This is a genomic window from Synechococcus sp. H60.1, assembly GCF_047462335.1.
Taxonomy (GTDB): Bacteria; Cyanobacteriota; Cyanobacteriia; order Thermostichales; family Thermostichaceae; genus Thermostichus.
This window is the reverse complement of sequence record NZ_JANSJA010000033.1, coordinates 1-17,603: the sequence shown is the minus strand read 5'-3', so window position 1 is coordinate 17,603 and position 17,603 is coordinate 1. Positions and strand designations below refer to the sequence as shown.

The window sequence follows — 17,603 nt, the reverse complement described above, 5'->3', positions numbered from 1 at the left end:
CAGTTACAGGCTAGCGATGGTGCTCTGGGGTTTTTCCTCAGACCTTTGAGGGATCCCTCCTACTTCGTCCAAGACAAGGTGGCTATCGTTGCGTTGGCCGGAGAATATCTGTACTTCGCAGCGTAAATGGATCAGGGGCTAGGGGCAGGGTTGTTCTGTGAGGATTTCGGCAATGGCCGCGGCCACTCGCTCTTGTTGCCGGAGGGTCAGCTCGGGAAAACAGGGCAAAGACAACACCTGGGCAGCACAGAGTTCAGCATTGGGCAAATCCCCAGGTTTGTACCCCAACTTTTTGCGGTACACCGGCTGCAGATGCAGAGGGATGGGGTAGTAAACGCGGCTGGCAATGCCCCGCTCCTGCAACTGCCGTTGCAAAGCATCACGCCGCCGTGAGTCGGTTGGGTGGGAGCCAGGCACCCGCACCGTGTACTGGTGCCACACCGAGTTGCCCCCCACCGCCACCTGGGGCAGGATGAGGCCAGGGATCCCCTGCAACAAGCGGTGATAGGACTCGGCAATGGCCTGCCGCCGCCAGTTCCACTCCCGCAGGTAAGGCAGCTTAGCCGCGAGGATCACGGCCTGCAGCGCGTCGAGGCGGCTGTTGAGGCCAATGTATTCGTGGTGGTACTGACAGACCTGGCCGTGTTCTTTGAGGATGCGCACCTGGCGGGCCAGTTGCGGATCCCGGGTTACCACTGCCCCGCCATCCCCTGCTGCCCCCAAGTTTTTGGTGGGAAAAAAGCTAAAGCAGCCGATATCGCCCCAGGTGCCCACTGGCCTGCCCCCCCAGCAGGCTCCTACTGCCTGGGCGCAATCTTCCACTACTGCCAACCCATGTCGCCGCGCAATGGCCAGGATCTGGGTCATGTTGGCTGCCTGGCCAAACAGATGCACTGGGATTATGGCTTTGGTGCGGGGAGAAATGCTCTTTGCCAGAAGCTGGGGATCCAGGTTAAAGGTGCAGGGATCCACATCCACGAACACCGGGCGTGCCCCCACCAAATCAATAGCCTCGGCAGAGGCAAAAAAGCTAAAGGCAGTGGTGATGACCTCATCGCCCGCTTGGATCCCCAAGGCCCGCAGGGCCAATACCAAAGCATCAGTGCCGGAATTGCAACTGACGGTCTCCAGGTCGCCGCCGCCAAGAAACTGGGAGAATAGCTTCTCAAAGCGCCGCACCGCCTCTCCCCCGATGTACTGGCCAGAGGCCAGCAACGCCTCCACCTCAGGCAGAAGGGATCCAGCCAGAGCGCGGTATTGCAAAGTTAAATCCAGCAGCGGGATAGGCTCGTCCGTCATGGTGCTGCCTTTTGGGGGGTAGCGGCCACAGCCCATCATCGAGGATAAGAGCCGGTGGAGACAACGCTCTGGCACCAAATTGGGCTTTTTTGAAGCTTAGTTGCTGAGCGAGCGGCTGGGATTCAGCCTCGCTCCGGATTGAGCCTAAGCTAGAGTGAACGCGGTACATTTCTGACCAGGGATCCCCTAGGCTGGATACAGCTACAGCTATCGACAGGATGCTCTATGCAGGTTGCTTCTCAACAAGTTGGCGGCAAAGCGCCATTAGCACCCCGAATTCTAGCTTTGGTGCCGGGAGGGATTGGCGACCAAATTCTTTTTTTTCCCACCCTGGCAAGTTTGCGGCAGCGGTTTCCGGAGGCTGAGCTGGAGGTGATGGTGGAGCCGCGGTCGGCGGCTGCCTACGAGCTCTGTCCCTCGGTGAATCGGGTGCTGATCTTTCCGTTCAAAGAGCAGCTTTCATTGGGAGATATCAGCGATCTGCTGGGGCGAATCCGAGAGCGGCAGTACGACGCCGTGCTGAGCCTGGGCAGAGGGCTGGGGGTCAAGCTCCTGCTCTGGCTGACCGGGATCCCGAAGCGGGTTGGCTATGCCCCTCCGGGTCCAGGTCGGCCTTGGCTCACCGACCCGGTGCCCCTGAAGCCGGCCCAATATGCAGCGAGCATGTATCACGACCTGTTACAGGGGTTTGGCATTGCGGCGCCGGCAGGCTTGCCCCAGATTCGCCTGAAAAAAACAGCTTTGGAATGGGCGGAGCAAGAGCGCAAGCGCCTGCTAGGGGATGCTGCCAAAGATTATGTGCTGTTGCACCCCGGCGCCAGCCAACTGTCACAGGAGAAGGGAATTCAGAAGATCTATCCCCCCGTCAACTGGGTCAGGGTGATCAAGGGCTTCCGGGAAAAGCGCCCTGAGCTGCCACTGGTGCTGCTGTTGGGGCCGGAGGATGAGAAACTGGCGGAGGGGTTTCTGTCGCAACTGCCGGATCTACCAGTCAGTCGTCCTCCCCAACTGGGCCAACTGGCGGCCTTGATCGCTGGGTCAACCCTGCTGCTTTGCACCGATAGCGCCCCCATGCATCTGGCGGTGGCCACCCAAACCCCTCTGGTAGCTCTGTTTGGCCCCACTGAACCGGAACGGCTGCTGCCCGCTGAGGGGCCGTTCCGCGCCGTTAAGGCTGCCAACGGAGTGATCGACTCGATTGCTCCTGAGCAAATCTTGCAAGTGATCTTCCCCGGCTAGCGACAGAAGACTTCCCCCAAGACCAGCCCAAAAGGTTAACAGTTTTTTCTTTCTCCCCCTAGGAGAAGGGCCGGGAATGAGGAGCTTGTTTGACCATGCGGACGAAGGGACTTGAACCCTTACGCCTTGCGGCACTAGATCCTAAGTCTAGCGCGTCTGCCATTCCGCCACGTCCGCAAAAGCTGACCCCACCGGCCAGTTGTTAGCCGACTCGGATCCCGCTCAATTACTCAATTATGCTAACGTGAACGACTCCCGACACTCATCTTTGTTGAGTCAACACAATGTGGCTTACGCCACACTGCGCGAACCGATAGCGTACGGGCTTCACGCTTCCCCGACTTGTTGGTACAGAGGTCTTAGCGTGCTGCCACTGTGCGATCCACAGCGGGAAACTCTCCAGAGAGTTAACTTATTCTTCTCAATTGTAGGACGAACGGCTGTCATCCCGACACTGATTGGCTCTTGAGTCAACACAATTTACCCATACAGTGCGGGGCTTCCCGCCAATTAAGCTAACCTGGCAACTGGGCAACGGCCACCTTCAGCTCTTCTGTGGCGTCCAAAACCACCCAACCTTGACCCGCTGTCTGCTTCCACAGCTCAAAGTGCAGGTGTGGCCCAGTGACCGCCCCGGTTGCCCCCACATAGCCGATCACGGATCCCTGTTCCACCACTTCCCCGGCTCTTACCGCGACTTCGGACATGTGGCCGTAGCGCGTGCGCCGACTGTCGGCATGCTCCAGCACAACCGTAATTCCCAGGCCTCCCAAGGATCCCGCGCTCACCACCTTGCCGCTCAACGAAGCCAGGATCGGCGTGCCTAGGCTGGCCCCTAGATCCACGCCGGCATGGAACTCTGGCTGGCCGCGGATAGGGTGAATCCGCACGCCGAACCCAGAGGTAATCGGCACGGGGTGGGGCAAAGGATAGAGCAACCGTTCTTCGCCTGCCGCCAATTCGGGCAATGCCGGCGTTGGCAGTTCAGGTGTTTGGGGTTGGCTGGGATCCTCAATGCGAATCTCTTCGCCCGGCATGAGGATGATGCGGCGACCGGAGCTGCGCTCCATCAGCACCACTGGCACCCCACTTTCCGGCTGAGCATCGACAGCCAAGTTCTGGGTCGCCGGCGGCTCCATGATCATTTCCCGCCCCACCACCGTCTCTACGCGGGTTTCTGCCTCTAGAGTTGGAGAGCTGCCAGGTTCGGACGCCAAGCCTGTGGACTCTGGGCTGCCCGTCGGCAGGGGAATGGCGCCATCCAACAGCAGGGCTTCTGCTGCAGGGGTGTCCAGAGCCGGGCCTACCGAGGGAGGGGGAGGCAGAGGATGGAGTTGCGTCTGCGCCAGCAGGGCGGTGGAGGAGAACCAGAGCAGGCCCAGTCCCAACCCTAAGCCCAGCCCTAGCCGCCGCAGCAACCGCGCCCTTCCCGCCAACCTGCTGCCTGGCCAAGAGGGAAGACGCAGCCAAAAAGACTTTGCCGACATGGGCAAGGGATCCATCACCCGCTACAGGTCACTCAGCAGAAAACGAAGGGTCACCGGCGATAGGCAGTTGATAGCTCAGGCGCACCTGGTCGGGAGCAAGGACGAGGATCAGCCCCCCCTGTGTTTGTACCCGCAGCCTCCCATCCCTGGCAAGGCCCAAAACCGTGGCCAGCGTCTCTCCTGGGGGCCATCGAACTTGCGGCTTTACCGCCCAGGCTTCGTACTCGGAGCGCACAGGAGCAAACCCCTCCTGCAGCCAGCTCTGAAACCCCCGCTCCATCCCCTGCAAAACCCAGGCAGCAACGGCAGTGCCATCCTGGCGGGATCCCAAGATCTCGGCCAAATTGATTCCCTCAGCGGGCACGGGATTGTTGACATTTACCCCAACGCCAGCCACCAGCCCCAGCAGTTGCCCTCTCTCCCCAAAGCGGCTCTGCACCAAGAGGCCACCCAGCTTGCGCAGAGAACCTGGACACTGCTCATCCACCACCACTAGGTCGTTGGGCCATTTCAGTTGCAGCGGGATCCCCAGTCGCTGTCGTAGGCTGCCCGCAACACCCCAGGCCAGCGTCAGGGTCAACTCCAGCAGCGAATGCCGAAGAGGCGGGGATCCCAGCCAGACCGACAGGTACAGCCCCCCCGCTGGCGATTGCCATACTCGCCCATGCTGGCCCTGTCCTGCCCGCTGGCGGGTACTCACCAAAACCGTGCCCAGGGGCAGCGGCTGAGGGAAGCGACGACCCCAGTCCAAGAGCAGCCGGTTGGTGGAATCGGTTACTGCCACCTGGAGAAGGTGATGCCCCCAGGCCCCCCGACCCACCAGGGATCCCAGCCGCGCAGGGGAAAGCATGGCTCGGCTCGGCCCTAGCTCAACACAATGTCTTCTGCGGGGCGCTGGGCCAGCCGCTTCAGGTTTTGGTAGCGCAGCATGTCCAACAGGTCGTTGCCAGAACGCCCCTCCAGACGGGCCTCTAGGTGCAGCGCCTGCCCTAAGGCCTCCACCGCCTGCAGCCGTGGGATCCCGCGCAACACCAGGCGATCCACGGCGTAGGCATCGGCGGCCAGAAGACGGCGGTCGTTGGTTTGGTCGCGGCGCAACTGCCAAAGCGCCAAGCCGCTCAACCCTCCCGAAACCGTTGCCCCCACCGGGTCTTGCTGCACGACCTCGAAGATCAGGCTCAGCCCTCCCAGAGCCGCTATGGCCAGGTAAAAGTCGATTTGCCGCGAGGCTGCCCGGCTGTAGTAGCCCACCTTGTGGAGAAACAGCCCTGCCCGCTGCAGGGGAGTGAACTGTCGCCACTCGTAGGGCTTGATGAACAGCCGCATCTGCCGTTCCCAGGGCATTTGCCGACGGCCCTTGATCACCACCGTCTGCCGTTCCGAGGCCGGCAAGATCTTCACACTCTCCCGCATGCTGGCGGGCAGCAGATCCAGCAGGCGCTCGACCTCAGCCTGGTCGAGAACGTAGTTGTCGTAGCCGTTGTCGTAGCCGTAGTACTCCGAGTTCATGCCGGGCCTACTCCTGAGCTTAATCCCATCGCCTGACGCATCTCTCGCACCGCCCGATCCAACCCCACCAGCACCGCTCGACTGATGATGCTATGGCCGATGTTCAGCTCTTCCATGCCAGGGATCCGTGCCACCGGGCCGACGTTCCAGTAGGTGAGGCCGTGTCCGGCGTTCACCCGCAAGCCCAGTTGAATCGCCTGTTGGCTAGCCTGCCGAAGTTGGGCCAACTCCGCCTCTTGTTGCGCTTCCGAGGACGCCTCCGCATAGCGTCCCGTGTGCAGCTCCACCCAGCGGGCCCCCACCTGGGCAGCGGCGGCAATTTGGATGGGATCGGGATCGACAAACAAGCTGACGGGAATGCCAGATCCCTGCAGTTGGCTGACCACCTCGCTAAGACGCGACACCTGCCCTGCCACATCCAGACCCCCCTCGGTGGTGATCTCTTCTCGCCGCTCGGGAACTAAGGTGACATAATCGGGCTTGATCTCCAGTGCAATGGCTACCATCTCGTCGGTGGCGGCCATCTCCAAGTTGAGGTGGGTGCGCACCGTCTGCCGCAACAGCCGCACATCCCGATCCTGAATGTGACGGCGATCCTCGCGCAAATGCACCGTGATCCCATCTGCACCTGCCAACTCGGCAATTACTGCCGCTGCCACCGGATCCGGCTCTACGGTGCGGCGAGCCTGGCGCAGTGTGGCAATGTGGTCGATGTTAACTCCAAGACTTAACAAGGCCTGACTGCTGTGGGTGTAAAGGATTCTAGAATGCTCCTAGTATTACATTATTCAATTTGCGCTGGTCAGACGAGCCTGGATGCTGTGGGGTTCAGACGGCGGGGGAGGCAGCCTTTACTCTATGATCAAAATGCTCGAAAGTGACGTCTTGCCTGTGCGGGATCCACTCCAGGCTTGCCATGACTGATCCAAATGCCTCGCTGGCGGTGGGACCACACTCAATTATTGACCGGGCGCGGGTGCCGGCCCTGATTGCCCAGTACCTGCCGGTGGAGATCTGCATTTACTACCAGGTTGTGCCCGTGGCCCTGGATACCGATAGCCTCATTTTGGGCATGGTGGATCCCCAGGATTTGGCGGCGTTGGACTACGTGAGCAAGATGCTCGCCTATTCCCAGATCTCCGTTGAGCCGATCCCAATTACTTTTGAGCAGCAGCAGGATTTAATTGCCTACTACTTTAGCCACCCACCCAGCCCGGCAGAGGTGGAGCAGCTCCGCCTGCAGGTCCACGCTAACCGCACCACTCGGGAAGTCCCTGCTCCCGTAGCTGGGCCGCCCAGCCGACCGACTCCCACCCAGCCGCTGCCGGCACGGCCAACGGCTCCGCCCCTTCCTGCTGACGAATCGGAAGAGACGGTGCAGCAGTTGCTGAACTCAATGCTGCGGCGGGCTTTAGACGAGAAAGCAGAGCAAATTTTTGTAGAACCCCAGGAGGGAGTGCTGTGCCGGGTTCGCTACCGCCAGCAGGGGATTTTGCGGGATCTGTTCAAGGAACTCTCGGAGTCGATACGGGCAAAGTTGATCGCCGCCATGAAGCGGATGATGGCTCTCGATCCCAACCTCATCGGGGAGCCGCAGCAGGCAGAGGCGGAGCGGCTGTACCGGGGGGAGCCACTGGTGCTGCAGTTGCGCATTATCCCCCAGCCTTCTAAAAGCGGGCCAGGCTCCCCTCCCAGGGAAGGGGCCATCCTCAGCATTCTGCGAGGAGAAGCCCTCCAGAAGTATCAGCAAGGCCAAAACCGCCTCCGCGTCTCCGAGACTGTGGCTTTGGCCCAACAAACCCACCAACTGCTGCAGCAACTGCAAGTGGCCCTTAGCAGCACCCTGGGGAAGCTCAAGCAATATCCCACTCCCCCTGACAGCAACTGGCTCCTGATGGCAGAGACGTTAGCGGCCATTCAGGCCCAGGCCCAGATGATCGCTATCCACCAGCAGGACTGGGAAAAACTCACCTCTGGCAGTTGATCCCCCATGGGCATTTCGATGCAGGCCAGGCCATTGCTCTCCTGCCCCAATCCCTGCCTGTAGGAGTCCAGGAGCCTCTCCTCAGCGCCCCAGGCGTCTCATTCCCACGACAACCTGAGCGGCTTCTTCCTAACGGGATCCCTCCCGCAACAGCACCAAAATGACTCCGGCAATAATGCTGATGGTGGCGCCGGCAATCAGGCTGGTGGCTAGACGTTCCAGCCGTTCCCCGATGCTCTGAGCGGTGTCGAACTTAAAAGTCAGTTTTTCCAGGTCACCTGACAGTTTCTCGATGTCGCCCGATAGTTTCTCGACGTCGCCCGATAGTTTCTCGACATCGCCCGATAGTTTCTCGACACGCTCTGAGAGCTTTCCAGTATCTCCTGCGAGCCGATCGATCCGCTGCAAAATTTCCCCTTGTTGTTGGCTGAGGTGGGCTATTGCTTGGCTGTTGGTCTCGACCAAGCGCTCAAGCCGATCTAGGCGTTCTTCTGTTGAAATCGTCATGGGGTTTGCAAGTTACAGGCTACGTGTCTCTCGATCGTAAGCTACTGGCGGCCATTCGTCTTTTCGATGCTGGCTCCTGCTGGGTGCGATAATCTTGAGATCGTGCAGTCTTGTGCACTAGCCGCCATGCCGTCAAAAGATCCGACGTCTTTGCCCCAGCCCAAGCTGTCGCCAGGGGAAACCTCCGCCGGCTCCAGCTCCCGCACCTGGTGGCAGGCTCAGCGGGAGAACTTGCTGACAGTGGTGCTGGCGCTGCTGTTGGCCTTCGGCATTCGCACCTTTGTGGCGGAAGCACGTTGGATCCCATCTGATTCGATGCTGCCCACCCTAGAAGAAGGGGATCGGCTGGTGGTGGAAAAGGTCAGCTACCGCTTCAGCTCCCCCAGACGGGGCGACATCATCGTCTTCTACCCGCCTGCCAAGCTGAACTTCGACGGTGCCTATATCAAGCGGGTGATCGGCCTGCCGGGAGATCGCATCCGCATTGCCGATGGCAAGGTGATCGTCAACGGCATCCCGCTCCAGGAGGACTATATCTACGCTCCCCCCAATTACTCCTGTCCGGGCGAGCGCTGCCCCGGCGTGCCCAACCAGGGATCCGAATTTCTCGTCCCCCCCGGCTCCTATTTTGTGATGGGGGACAACCGCAACGACAGCCAAGACTCCCATGTGTGGGGATTTTTGCCGGAAGAGAACATCATCGGCAACACCATCTTCCGCTTTTGGCCCCCCAATCGCCTGCACTTTTTCACCCCCCCAGAGTATCCGGAGCTCTCTTCTGAAGGGGCGCAGGCTTCGGGGAGTCGAACCTAAACCTGGAAAAGTCTCTCAGCGGGCCCGCTCCAGCACATAGTCCACCATTTGAAACAAAGCTCGGCGGGCTACCGAATCGGGGAGAACTTCCAACGCCTCGGCAGCCCGACGGGCATAGTCTCGCGCCAACTGGCGGGAGCGCGGGATCCCATTGCTCTGGTAGACCCACTCCAGGGCCTGCTGGAGATCCTGGGGTTCGGCCAGCTCTCGGAGGATGAGCTCCCGCATCTGGGGAAACTCCTCCAGGGCGAACAAAACCGGTGCCGTCAAGTTGCCCTGGATGAGGTCAGAACCCACCGGCTTGCCGAGCATCTCTGCCGAGGCGGTGAAATCCAGCAGATCGTCCACGATTTGGAAGGCAATGCCCAGGTCGCGGCCAAAGTCAAAGAGGCGATCAGCCACCTCAGGACTGACCCCGCTCAGCAGCCCGGCGGCCTTAGAACTGCCGGATATGAGGGAGGCGGTTTTGTAGAAGCTCTTGGCCAGGTACTCCTCCAGCGACACATCCGGGTCGAAGCGGGTGAGGCTCTGGCGTACCTCGCCCTCCGGCAGATCCATGATTACCTTGGACAAGAGCTTCACCACTTCCAGATTGTCCAGGTTAGCCAAATACCAGGCAGCTTGGCCGAAGAGGTAGTCCCCCGCCAGCACCGCTACGCGGTTGTCGAAAAGGGTATTTACTGTGTCGATGCCCCGCCGCACGTCCGCAGTGTCGATGACATCGTCGTGCACCAAGCTGGCCGTGTGGATCATCTCGGTAATTTCCGCCAGGCGCCAATGCTGTGGGGTAATCTCCCCATCCGGCGTGGTAGCCCGCGCAATCAACAGCACAATCGCCGGTCGGATCCCTTTCCCCCCCGCCGAAAACAGATGTTCGGCAGCCATGGCCAGAATTGGGTGTTTGGCGCTAACCAGCCGCGACAGGTTCTGGCGTAAACGCTCCAGATCCGCTTCTACAGGGCCAAAGGGGGAGAGCACAGAGGTCATGGAGCCAAAGTATGAGAGGTTTTACAAAATTTCATATCTCCCCTTATTGTAGAGCACCCCAACGTTCTCGGGGAAAAGCGAGCGGTATCATGCAAACAGTCCTCTGCTTTTTTATGTCGGATCCCGTTTCCCCAGTGCCAACCGGCTCTGTCCCCCCGCTCCCTGCAGAACCCGATTGGGAGGAGGAGTGGGAGCTTGCGCTGGAGCAGCCACCTCTATCGGGGCGAGCCCAGCCTCACCACCATGACCCGCAGTCGCGGCGCAAGCTAATCCATCGTCTGGCTCGCATCGAGGGGCATGTGCGCGGGATCCGCTCTATGATCGAGCAGGATCAGCCCTGTCCGGATGTGCTGCTGCAGATTGCCGCTGTCAAGGGGGCACTGGATCGGGTGGCGCGCCTTATTCTTGACGACCACATCCGTCACTGCATCCGCCACGCCATCGAAAGTGGCAACATCGAGGTGGAACTGGAAGAGCTGCAGCGGGCCCTTGATCGCTACATCAGCTAGTGGATACAAGCCTTTCCCATGGGCGTAGGCTGGGCTTTGCTCAAGCCAAGGCTAGCTGTTGCCGTCGGCAGCGTAGCGCTCCAGCAGGGCGGCGCTTTTCAGTTGCCATTGCAGGCCCATGAAGGCCCAGTCCAAGAACTCGTTGATCTCCTCCTGGCTGAATTGCATGGCTTTGCCGATCTCGAAAATCAGAGCCTCTTCTTTTTCCGCCAGCTCGTTGTTGACCACCGCCATCGCCGCCAAATCTCGCAGGATTAGGGCTCCGGCTGCATTGTGTAGAGGAGGGATCCGGCTGAGGTCTAGGGTTGCGCCCGTCTCCTCGGCCAGGTAGCTTTGGGCCACCTGTTTTTCGACGCCCATCCCTTCGGCAATTTGCAGGAAAAAGTTGCTCTCCTCTTCGTCCAACTGGCCGTCCACTCGGGCTACCGCGATCAAGGCTTTGAGGTAGAGCTGGCGCTGCTCATCTGTCAAGTCGGCGTAGTTGACCATGGGGGTTGTTGCTGAGCTTGGGTTTCCTCTTCAACTTTGCCATAAACTGCCCCACCGCATAGGCGGGTGGGGTTTTGGGTAGCCCTGAAGCTCACTCACAAGGACTCCGTCCCGCATCCCCTCCCCAACAACAGGCCGGGTTGACCCAGCGAAAACGCTTCCCTTCCCGCTGGCCAAGCCACAAGCAGCGGTGACAGGTCTGCGAAGTGTAGGCAGGCGGCACCACCACAACCTTCACTCCTGCTCTTGCTGCCTTGTAGTGCACAAACTACCGCAACGGTTAGAACGCCCCTCGCGCTAGCGGGCCGTAGGCCTCACTGCTCAACCGCCGCCGCTCTGTCTGGCTGCTGGTTGACTCGTCCACGCTCGCGCCAGCGGGCCGTAGGCCTTGGTCGCATCCAGCTTTGCGGCTTGTGAGGCAGACACCTTGAGCTTGCAAGAGATAATCAAAACTTGGGTCATGCTAGGTATATTGGGCGCTATCCCTCTCCACCGTATAGACGGTGAGGGATCCCGTGCATTCAGATGAAGATGCCACTTGGTGTCGATTCGGCCCTTTTTCCGCCGAGGAACAATCGATTATAATAGGGGGTCTCTGTCATAGCCAGCCGCCAAGACTTCCGCTGGGATGCGGTAAGGGGTGGCAGCTTGGCTTGTTTCATCTTTTCTTCTCTTGGTAACCCTTTACAGCTTGCGGAGCACCCCCGAGGAGCAGACACCCCATGGTTAAGTTACGGCTCAAGCGCTACGGAAAAAGACGGCAACCCAGTTATCGCATCATCGCTATTGAAAGTAAGACCCGACGTGAGGGTCGTCCGCTGGAGGAGTTGGGCTACTATAACCCTCGCACCAAGGAGACAGTTCTGGAGACGGCAGGCCTGCTTAAGTGGTTGCGGCGTGGCGCTCAGCCTACAGACACTGTGGACGGGATCCTCAAAAAAGCCGGCCTCTACGAGATGTTGAAAGCTGGCGAGGGCGGAGTGGTTGCCGCGATTCGCATCCCAGCCATTGCCAAGCCTGAGGCTGGGATCCCTGAGCCGGAGCCGTCCACGGAGGAGCCTGCTGCAGCGGCGGATCTTCCTGAGGCGTCTGCGGAAGCGGCAGCGGAGGCGAACTCCCAGGAGCCGGAACCAGAGGCTGAAGAGAAAAAACCTCAGGTTGAGGCTTAGGGGCGGCTGCACTTTCGGCTAAGCTTGGCTCGGCAGTTGTTCTTCCCTGTCGTCTAGCTCCTCATGCCGGATTACGAAGCCCTTGTCCATCTCCTGATCGAGCCGTTGCTCAGCGGCGGCCCGCCGCCAATGGACGTGGAAACCACCTGTGGCGGGCGCAAGGTTTGGCTGCGGCTGGCTTTTGACCCCAAAGATCGCGGGCGGGTATTGGGGCGGGGCGGGCGCACCCTGCAAGCCATTCGGCAGGTCATGATGGCGGCAGCTCAGTTGGCGGGGCAATCGCTGTACATCGACATCTATGGAGAATCTGGAGAGCGGGGTCGGGAGGAGCGGGAATGAGCCAAATCCTCACCTTTTTGGGCAAGGGGGGCACCGGCCGGAGCACCCTAACCGTGGCAGTAGCCCGGGCGGCAGCCCAGCAGGGGCGGCGGGTGCTGTTGGTCGGCCATCAGCCGGGGCCGGGGCTGGAGATGCTCTTGGGTGGGATCCCGCTTTCCGGCGAGCCGGTAACTATTGCCGCCAACTTGAGCGTGGTGCAGTTGCGCACAACCCAGCTTCTGGAGCAGTACTGGACGGCGGCCAAAGAGCTGGAAGCCCAATACGTACGCACTCCCTTTTTCCGGGAGATCTACGGTCAGGAGCTGGGGGTGCTGCCGGGCATGGATCAGGCCCTGGCTCTGGAAGCGCTGCGCCGTTACGATGCCAGCGGCCAATACGACTGCATTCTCTACGATGGTCCAGGGGATCTGACCACCTTGCGGGCCTTTGGGATCCCGGAGGTGGCCAGTTGGTACTGGCGACGGGCTTCTAAAGCTTTTTTGGGATCCGACTTGGCCAAAACCCTGCGCCCTTTTGCCGAGCCGCTGCTGCGGTCGGTTAGCACTGTGGAGTTCTCATCTTTAGAGGATCTGTCGAATCGCCTGGGGGGGATGACCAACATTTTCGAGCAGGGACGCCAGGCCATCGCCGATCCTCGTCGCGTGTTGGCCCACCTGGTGACCACCCCGGATCCGATGGCCGTGCAGACTGCCCGCTACCTCTGGGGCAGTGCCCAGATGGTGGGGCTGACAGTGGGTGGCCTCTGGGTCGTGCCGCTGGTTCCTGGGGAGGTGTCGGCTGCCGATTTTTCTCCGCTGCCTGTGCGCATCCTGCCGCGGCGCCAGGGATCCGATTGGTCGGCTTTGGAAGAGGCGGTAGGAGGGATTTTCGCGGCGCCGGAGGTGCCGCCGCCTGTAGCCATCGACGAGGGATCCCGCACCGTGAAGCTGTTTCTTCCCGGCTTTAGCAAGGCCCAAATCGAGCTGAGCCAATCTGGGCCAGAACTGACCATCACCGCCGGGGATCAGCGGCGCAACTTGTTCCTGCCCCCCAGCCTGGCAGGCCGGCAGGTAAGCGGGGCCAAGTTTCAAGAGCCTTTCTTAGTCATCAGCTTTGGCTAGGCCATCACGCCAGCGGAGGAGAAGGCGATGTTGGCCAAACGGATTATTCCCTGTCTGGATGTGGCGGCGGGGCGGGTGGTCAAAGGAATCCGGTTTGTGCAGTTGCGCGATGCCGGGGATCCGGTGGAGCTGGCCCAGGCCTACGACCAGGCGGGAGCTGACGAGCTAGTCTTTCTAGACATCACCGCCACTCACGAAGAGCGGGAGATCTTGCTGGAGGTGGTGCGACGCACCGCCGAGCAGGTGTTCATCCCCCTCACGGTGGGAGGTGGGATCCGCGATGTGGACGGGATCCGGCAACTGTTGCGGGCTGGGGCCGACAAGGTGAGCCTCAACTCGGCGGCAGTTCGGGATCCGGATCTCATTGCCCAGGCCAGCCGTCAGTTTGGATCCCAGTGCATCGTGGTGGCTATCGACGCCCGCGCCAAGCCTCAGGGTGGCGGCTGGGAAGTGTACGTGCGCGGGGGGAGGGAGCCGACGGGCCTGGACGCGGTGGAGTGGGCCAAAACCGTGGCCGAGCGGGGGGCAGGGGAGATCTTGCTCACCAGCATGGACGCCGACGGCACCCAGGCTGGCTACGACCTAGAGCTGACCCGCCGGGTGGCCGAAGTGGTGTCGGTGCCGGTGATCGCCTCAGGAGGAGCAGGAGACTGTGCCCACATCCGCCAAGCTCTCCAAGAGGGGGGAGCAGAAGCAGCCCTGTTGGCCTCGCTGCTCCACTACGGTCAGGTGACGATTGAGCAGATCAAAGCCGACTTGGCTGCCCACGGCATTCCGGTGCGTCGCTAAGGGAGGGATCCGTGCAGGCTCCAGATCTGGCTGCTCTCCTGCCCAAGGTGTGCCACCTAGCAGAAGCGGCAGGGCAGGCCATCTTGCCCTTCTATCGGCAAGAACCGCTGCAGGTCGAACTCAAAGCAGATGCCTCCCCCCTCACCCAAGCGGATCTGGCCTCCCACCGCCTGATCTTACAGGGCCTGCAAGACCTGACCCCTGAGATCCCCGTACTTTCAGAAGAATCTGGCGGCATTCCCTACACCCAGCGGCAGCCGTGGCGACGGTTTTGGTTGGTGGATCCCTTGGACGGCACGCGCGAGTTTATCGGGCGCAACGACCAGTTCACGGTCAACATCGCCCTCGTCGAGGCAGGGATCCCCATCCTAGGCGTCGTCCATGCCCCAGCTCTCGGTCTTACCTACAGGGCAGCGCAGGGCCTGGGGGCCTACAAAGGCAAAGAGCCCATCCGGGCCCGCCCCCCCGCCCAGGCTCCTCTGCAGGTGGTGGCCAGCCGCTCCCACCGCAGCCCGGAGACGGAGCAATTCCTGGAACAGCTGCGACGGCGCTACAGTTCTCTCGAAGTCAAGTCCGTGGGCAGTGCCCTCAAGTTTTGTCTGGTGGCTGAGGGATCCGCCCATCTCTACCCCCGCTTTGGCCCAACCCTGGAGTGGGATACCGCCGCCGCCCACTGTATCGTCGAGCAGGCGGGGGGAAGTGTCACAGATCTGAAAGGGGATCCCTTGCGCTACAACAAGCCCGACCTGCACAACCCGCCTTTTGTAGCGGCTGCCGAAGGCGTCGCCCAGTTGTGGCAAGGCTTGATCCCCTAGGCGAGGCTCCAGCTACATGCCCATTTCGGTGGGGTTGAAGCCATCCGGAAACTTGGTGTACTCGTCGTAGAGGGCACCGCGAAAACGGGTGTTGGTGATGACGGCTCCGCGCAGATCGGCGCCAATTCGCAAATCGGCGCGGCTAAGATCGGCCTCGCTGAGATCAGCTCTGAGCAACTTGGCCCGGTAGAGGTTGGCCCCGCGCAGATCGGCCTTGATCAGCTTGGCCCCGATTAGGTTTACCCGCCGCAGCTTGGCTCCGCGCAGGTCGGCTCCGGAGAGATCCGCCCCCGACAAATCCGCCTCACGCAAATCCGCCCCACTTAAGTCGGCATCTCGCAGGACAATGCCCCTCAAGTTCGCGCCGCTCAACTGCGCCCCGCTCAGGTTGGTTCCAGAAAAATCCCGCTGGCCAGACGCATAAGCCTGCAACAGTTGCTTAGCGTCTAGGAGAGGTTTGATATTCGCTGTTGTCATCGCTGTTAGTTCTCTCGCAAAAACGCAGGAAGGCTACCCTAACCCCCCCAGAGGCAGGTCAACGGCCCTTCCAGCCTAGCTTACCACCCTGTATTCTCTAGCTCAGGAAATCCCAACGCACCTGAGCCCAGAGGAGACACCCTTCGGAAGACACGGCCTCCCATGGTTAAAGCTGGTCGATTTCGCGGCGCAGATTTTCCAGATCTGCATCTACCTCGCTTTCAGCCGGGGCAGCAGATTGGGCTTGCGGCAAAACTTTCCGCTCTCCGGCGGGCAACTGGCCCTGCATCGCCGCTTTCAGCATCATCAGCTCATGATCGACATCTGCTCCACCCGCCTCCAGCGCGGCAAACTGTTGCTCCAAGCTGTCCACCGCCAGCTCGGCCACTGCCGCTGATTGGGCCTCCAGGGCGTTTACCTTCTCTTCCATGCGCTCAAAGGCTGCAAAGGCGCTGGTGGTGTCCACCCGTCCGATGACCTGGTTGATTTGTTGGGAAGCCTTGGCCGCCCGGGCCCGCGCGATGAGCATATCCTTTTTGGTCTTGGCCTCGGCGATTTTGCTCTCTAGCTTGGTCATGTTGCTTTTGAGGAGCTCCACCTGCTTGGTCTGCTCATCCAACTGCCGCTTTAGGCTTTGGGCGGTTTCGGCGAAAGTCTTCTTGCGCACCAGCGCTTCGCGGGCCAGAGCCTCGTTGTTGTTGCGCAAGGCCAACTCGGCCCGTCTTTGCCACTCGTCAACGTTCTGCTGCGCCTGCTCGTACTGCCGCTCTATCCGCTTCTGGGCAGCAATGGCCTGGGCAACTGCTTGCCGCATTTGGTAATGATCCTCAGACATGTCCTGAATGGTTTGGTTCAGGATCTTCTCCGGATCCTCAGCGCTGCTGACCAGCGCGTTGATATTGGATCTAATGATTCGGCTGACCCGATCGAACAATCCCATCGGTTGTTTCCCCCTCTAGCAGTCTGACCTAATGCTACCCTTGCCTTTCTGGCGCCTTCCAGTGCTTCTACTCCAGTATAGGGATCCCTGACTGGGATCCGAGGAAATTGGCCGCAGGGGATCCGGCCCAATCCCAGACCAACCCTCCAGCCGCCAAAACAGCCGCTGCAGAGATGGGCCCCTTCCTCACCTGGCAACCCTTGTTCTCGGGTTGGGCGTTCCCGAATGCCCACTCTGGCCGCGCCCCGTCTTATGTCCCACCCCTGGATTTTGGTGGATGGCCCTAAATTGTCGGGGTCACTGAAAGGCCAGAGGGTTTGCCGGATGAGGACTTTCCGAACTTGGGCAGATTCTCTTGGCTGGTCTGACAATGGGCTGTGCTGGAATCGAACCAGCGGCTCCCACCGTGTCAAGGTGGTACTCTACCTCTGAGTTAACAGCCCTCGCTGAAGCTGCGGCTGCGCATTTGCCCAAGGGTTGGAAATTGATGATATCACATCCGCAAGCCACTTCGAGGCTTACCCCTTGCCGCTCGGCGCTGCCAAGACGACTACTTCTACGGCCTTGTCCATTGGAAGGCCAAAAGCGCTTGCAAAGGGTTCTGAGTTGTTGTTCAGCCAGCCGCAGATCTGGCTAGGTCGATTACAGTTGATCGAACTCCCCTATTGCGCAAGCCTGTGGGGGACGGCATCGCCCCACCTTCAAGGCCTACGGCCCGCTTACGCGAAGAGATGGGGAAACACCCCAGCTACTTTTTACTTCCGGCTCCAGAAATCTCCTTACCACAATAGCTTCACAATGGCATGAACTACCCCACCGCGCAGGCGGGTGGGGTTTCCTCACCCGCTTGGCAGCAGAGCTTTTGTCTCTTCTTCTGCCCCAGTTGCTTCATCGATCCCGTGTACCGGGTCTCTGAAGTAGAGCTGAAGCATCCAAGACTCACGAGGCGGGTTCCCAGCCCCGGTTGCTGATGAGTAGCAACGTTGTACAGTACCATCACCGTCCCCCTGTCCCTCTCTATCGCAAAACCACAGGCAGGGCAGACATGGTAACGGTTACTTAGCTCTGCCCACTCCTTGTGAACAGCACCGCACTTGGGACAGCGCTGAGACGGCTTAAGGGTTTGTGTAGGAAGAAACAAGACCAGACCA

The 17,603-nt window shown here is 60.5% G+C and carries 21 protein-coding genes and 2 tRNA genes; 9 read left to right on the top strand and 14 right to left on the bottom strand.

Translation table 11 applies throughout. From position 1 onward, the window contains the following. Nucleotides 1-138: 138 nt before the first annotated feature. Nucleotides 139-1,299 carry a DegT/DnrJ/EryC1/StrS family aminotransferase gene (locus NW852_RS01595; protein ID WP_414386074.1) on the bottom strand — a complete coding sequence of 387 codons (1,161 nt, stop codon included), beginning with the start codon at nucleotides 1,297-1,299 and terminating at the stop codon, nucleotides 139-141. A 225-nt stretch (nucleotides 1,300-1,524) separates the two neighbouring features. On the opposite strand from NW852_RS01595, the gene NW852_RS01590 reads away from it, so the two are divergent. Then, nucleotides 1,525-2,538 (top strand): glycosyltransferase family 9 protein, encoded by a 1,014-nt coding sequence (locus NW852_RS01590; protein WP_414365693.1) that lies wholly within the window; start codon nucleotides 1,525-1,527, stop codon nucleotides 2,536-2,538. A gap of 96 nt (nucleotides 2,539-2,634) precedes the next feature. On the opposite strand, the gene NW852_RS01585 is transcribed toward NW852_RS01590, so the two are convergent. The 5 genes from NW852_RS01585 to NW852_RS01565 all read right to left on the bottom strand — a co-directional run bounded on the left by NW852_RS01585 (nucleotide 2,635) and on the right by NW852_RS01565 (nucleotide 6,268). Continuing rightward, nucleotides 2,635-2,715: transfer RNA gene (locus NW852_RS01585), tRNA-Leu, on the bottom strand. A gap of 338 nt (nucleotides 2,716-3,053) precedes the next feature. Beyond that, entirely contained in the window at nucleotides 3,054-4,025 is a 972-nt protein-coding gene (locus NW852_RS01580; RefSeq protein WP_414370951.1) for a M23 family metallopeptidase, read from the bottom strand. Nucleotides 4,026-4,053: 28 nt separating this feature from the next. Then, the gene (locus tag NW852_RS01575) at nucleotides 4,054-4,875 is read right to left on the bottom strand and encodes a biotin--[acetyl-CoA-carboxylase] ligase (protein ID WP_414426412.1); all 822 of its coding nucleotides are present in this window, start codon (nucleotides 4,873-4,875) and stop codon (nucleotides 4,054-4,056) included. Between the two features lie 14 nt (nucleotides 4,876-4,889). Next, a complete protein-coding gene (locus tag NW852_RS01570) occupies nucleotides 4,890-5,534 on the bottom strand; it encodes a DUF3318 domain-containing protein (protein WP_414365696.1) in 645 nt (214 codons plus the stop codon). Beyond that, nucleotides 5,531-6,268, bottom strand: a complete 738-nt coding sequence (locus tag NW852_RS01565; RefSeq protein ID WP_414370954.1) for a pyridoxine 5'-phosphate synthase — start codon at nucleotides 6,266-6,268, stop codon at nucleotides 5,531-5,533. The genes NW852_RS01570 and NW852_RS01565 overlap by 4 nt, the downstream gene beginning before the upstream one ends. A 182-nt stretch (nucleotides 6,269-6,450) precedes the next feature. On the opposite strand from NW852_RS01565, the gene NW852_RS01560 reads away from it, so the two are divergent. Beyond that, nucleotides 6,451-7,518, top strand: coding sequence for a hypothetical protein (locus NW852_RS01560; protein WP_414365698.1), 1,068 nt, complete (start codon nucleotides 6,451-6,453; stop codon nucleotides 7,516-7,518). A 129-nt stretch (nucleotides 7,519-7,647) separates the two neighbouring features. On the opposite strand, the gene NW852_RS01555 is transcribed toward NW852_RS01560, so the two are convergent. Next, entirely contained in the window at nucleotides 7,648-8,025 is a 378-nt protein-coding gene (locus NW852_RS01555; protein WP_414370956.1) for a hypothetical protein, read from the bottom strand. A gap of 126 nt (nucleotides 8,026-8,151) precedes the next feature. On the opposite strand from NW852_RS01555, the gene lepB reads away from it, so the two are divergent. Next, nucleotides 8,152-8,838: a signal peptidase I gene (gene lepB / locus NW852_RS01550; protein ID WP_414365700.1), complete on the top strand. Its 687-nt coding sequence runs from the start codon at nucleotides 8,152-8,154 to the stop codon at nucleotides 8,836-8,838. A 15-nt stretch (nucleotides 8,839-8,853) separates the two neighbouring features. On the opposite strand, the gene sds is transcribed toward lepB, so the two are convergent. Next, entirely contained in the window at nucleotides 8,854-9,825 is a 972-nt protein-coding gene (gene sds / locus NW852_RS01545; RefSeq protein WP_414365701.1) for a solanesyl diphosphate synthase, read from the bottom strand. A gap of 89 nt (nucleotides 9,826-9,914) precedes the next feature. On the opposite strand from sds, the gene NW852_RS01540 reads away from it, so the two are divergent. Further along, nucleotides 9,915-10,334 carry a metal-sensing transcriptional repressor gene (locus tag NW852_RS01540; protein ID WP_414365702.1) on the top strand — a complete coding sequence of 140 codons (420 nt, stop codon included), beginning with the start codon at nucleotides 9,915-9,917 and terminating at the stop codon, nucleotides 10,332-10,334. Nucleotides 10,335-10,385: 51 nt separating this feature from the next. Here NW852_RS01540 and NW852_RS01535 read toward each other — a convergent pair whose 3' ends face one another. Together NW852_RS01535 and NW852_RS01530 are read right to left on the bottom strand one after the other, a co-directional pair. Next, nucleotides 10,386-10,823 (bottom strand): TerB family tellurite resistance protein, encoded by a 438-nt coding sequence (locus tag NW852_RS01535; protein WP_414365703.1) that lies wholly within the window; start codon nucleotides 10,821-10,823, stop codon nucleotides 10,386-10,388. A 91-nt stretch (nucleotides 10,824-10,914) separates the two neighbouring features. After that, nucleotides 10,915-11,088: a zinc ribbon domain-containing protein gene (locus NW852_RS01530; RefSeq protein ID WP_414365704.1), complete on the bottom strand. Its 174-nt coding sequence runs from the start codon at nucleotides 11,086-11,088 to the stop codon at nucleotides 10,915-10,917. Nucleotides 11,089-11,545: 457 nt separating this feature from the next. Between NW852_RS01530 and rpsP the strand changes: the two genes are divergently transcribed. The 5 genes from rpsP to cysQ all read left to right on the top strand — a co-directional run bounded on the left by rpsP (nucleotide 11,546) and on the right by cysQ (nucleotide 15,035). Next, entirely contained in the window at nucleotides 11,546-11,992 is a 447-nt protein-coding gene (gene rpsP, locus NW852_RS01525; protein ID WP_414365705.1) for a 30S ribosomal protein S16, read from the top strand. Nucleotides 11,993-12,055: 63 nt separating this feature from the next. Then, nucleotides 12,056-12,331 (top strand): KH domain-containing protein, encoded by a 276-nt coding sequence (locus tag NW852_RS01520; RefSeq protein WP_414365706.1) that lies wholly within the window; start codon nucleotides 12,056-12,058, stop codon nucleotides 12,329-12,331. Then, nucleotides 12,328-13,431: an ArsA family ATPase gene (locus NW852_RS01515; RefSeq protein WP_414365707.1), complete on the top strand. Its 1,104-nt coding sequence runs from the start codon at nucleotides 12,328-12,330 to the stop codon at nucleotides 13,429-13,431. Before NW852_RS01520 ends, NW852_RS01515 begins: the two co-directional genes overlap by 4 nt. A 27-nt stretch (nucleotides 13,432-13,458) precedes the next feature. Beyond that, on the top strand, nucleotides 13,459-14,220 hold the full coding sequence (gene hisF / locus NW852_RS01510; RefSeq protein ID WP_414365708.1) for an imidazole glycerol phosphate synthase subunit HisF: 762 nt from the start codon (nucleotides 13,459-13,461) through the stop codon (nucleotides 14,218-14,220). Nucleotides 14,221-14,231: 11 nt separating this feature from the next. Beyond that, on the top strand, nucleotides 14,232-15,035 hold the full coding sequence (cysQ, locus tag NW852_RS01505; RefSeq protein ID WP_414378032.1) for a 3'(2'),5'-bisphosphate nucleotidase CysQ: 804 nt from the start codon (nucleotides 14,232-14,234) through the stop codon (nucleotides 15,033-15,035). Between the two features lie 12 nt (nucleotides 15,036-15,047). Here the strand turns inward: cysQ and NW852_RS01500 are convergent, their stop codons facing one another. The 4 genes from NW852_RS01500 to NW852_RS01485 form a co-directional block, all read right to left on the bottom strand. Next, entirely contained in the window at nucleotides 15,048-15,512 is a 465-nt protein-coding gene (locus tag NW852_RS01500) for a pentapeptide repeat-containing protein (protein ID WP_414426411.1), read from the bottom strand. 166 nt (nucleotides 15,513-15,678) lie between these two features. Then, nucleotides 15,679-16,452 carry a PspA/IM30 family protein gene (locus NW852_RS01495; protein ID WP_414365711.1) on the bottom strand — a complete coding sequence of 258 codons (774 nt, stop codon included), beginning with the start codon at nucleotides 16,450-16,452 and terminating at the stop codon, nucleotides 15,679-15,681. Nucleotides 16,453-16,823: 371 nt separating this feature from the next. Further along, nucleotides 16,824-16,895: transfer RNA gene (locus NW852_RS01490), tRNA-Val, on the bottom strand. 365 nt (nucleotides 16,896-17,260) lie between these two features. Then, on the bottom strand, nucleotides 17,261-17,593 hold the full coding sequence (locus tag NW852_RS01485) for a zinc ribbon domain-containing protein (protein WP_414426414.1): 333 nt from the start codon (nucleotides 17,591-17,593) through the stop codon (nucleotides 17,261-17,263). Nucleotides 17,594-17,603: the final 10 nt, after the last annotated feature.